This is a genomic window from Psychrosphaera sp., from assembly GCF_982872775.1.
The window spans coordinates 83897-85443 of sequence record NZ_CEYNSH010000009.1 but is presented as its reverse complement, the minus strand read 5'-3'; the positions used below and the strand labels follow the sequence as shown (position 1 = coordinate 85443).

2 protein-coding genes are annotated in these 1547 nt (G+C 40.6%); both read left to right on the top strand.

Going from position 1 to position 1547, the window contains the following annotated elements:
- Positions 1 to 901: tRNA dihydrouridine(20/20a) synthase DusA (dusA, locus tag AC4E96_RS04540; RefSeq protein WP_490255018.1), on the top strand; the 901-nt coding region annotated here is incomplete at its 5' end.
- 192 nt (positions 902 to 1093) lie between these two features.
- Positions 1094 to 1330, top strand: a complete 237-nt coding sequence (locus tag AC4E96_RS04535; RefSeq protein WP_488032977.1) for a hypothetical protein — start codon at positions 1094 to 1096, stop codon at positions 1328 to 1330.
- The last annotated feature ends 217 nt before the right edge of the window (positions 1331 to 1547 follow it).

The window sequence follows — 1547 nt, the reverse complement described above, 5'->3', positions numbered from 1 at the left end:
GTCCAAGCATGCGGTACTTTATACCGAAATGGTGACGACGGGCGCCATCATCCATGGCAAAGGTGACTTCTTAAAATTTAATGATGCGGAGCAGCCGGTCGCACTTCAATTAGGCGGTAGCGACCCAGAAGCCTTGGCTCACTGTGCCAAGTTGGCAGAGGAGCGAGGCTATGATGAAGTTAATTTAAACGTGGGCTGTCCGTCGGACCGAGTTCAGAACGGTATGTTCGGTGCCTGTTTAATGGCAAAACCTGAGCTGGTGGCTGAATGTGTTGCCGCGATGAAAGCGGTGACAACGATTCCAATTACGGTTAAGTCTCGCATTGGCATCGATGACCAGGATAGCTTTGAATTTCTTCTAGATTTTATTACCAAAGTGAAAGCAGCTGGTTGTGAGACTTTTATCATCCACGCTCGAAAAGCTTGGTTAACAGGTCTCAGTCCTAAAGAAAACCGCGACATTCCACCTCTCGATTATCCAAGAGTGTATAAAATCAAAGAGTTGTTTCCAGAGTTAGAAATTATCATCAATGGTGGAATTAAGACCTTTGAGGAAACGCAAGAACACTTAAAACACGTAGATGGTGTGATGATGGGTCGAGAGGTTTATCACAATCCATACATGATGTCAGAGGTTGATAACACGGTATATGGAACCTCTACACCACAAATTAAACGCTCGGAAGTCCTAGCGGAAGTTGCGGATTATATTTCAAAACATGAAGAAGATGGTGGCCGAGCTTGGCACGTACTTCGCCATTTGATGGGGTTGTATCAGGGATTACCAGGTGCCAAGATTTGGCGTCGATATCTGAGTGAAAATGCGGTTAAAACAGATCGCAAAGGCCGAGAGTTACTTCATGATGCCACCTCTTTTTTCCGTGAACGAGGTATAGATTAATCCTAACCAAAAAGTGGTCAAAAAGACTAAATCGGTGGCTAAATAGATATTTGTTAATTGAGTCACCGAATTTTCATCAACAAATAAATGTAATAAAATCAGTGCTTTAAATTATTTTGCACGAGTGGCACAACCTTTGTAATTGTTATAGCGACTAAAGATTTAAACAATTACTTTTTAAGGAGAACCACCATGCAATCTTTACTATTAGCAACTAGCATCGCTCTTACTTCACCTGTATCAATCTCAACTTTGTCTGATACAGAAGCGTTAACTCAAGCAGTTCAACAAGAAGTAGATGCAGTACGTAAAGTCGTTGAATATAAAACTCAAATCGACATTGAAGATACATTTTTGTTTCAAGCTACACAGTCAATTAAGTTAGCAAAACAACAATTATCACAGCAGTCTACAGAACTTGGTGAATAAATATGCTTAGCCTATTAACCTTACTTCTTGTAGTGCTCTCACCAGTTTTGAGCTTGGGTATCGTTTATGGTTTTGTGAATATTTGCACATCATATTCTGGTTTTGTGAACACAAAGTAGCAAATTAGTTTGTTGTCAATTTGCTACCCAGTGGTAAAAAACTAGCATTCAGCATTCAGCATTCAGCATTCAGCATTCAGCATTCAGCATTCAGCATT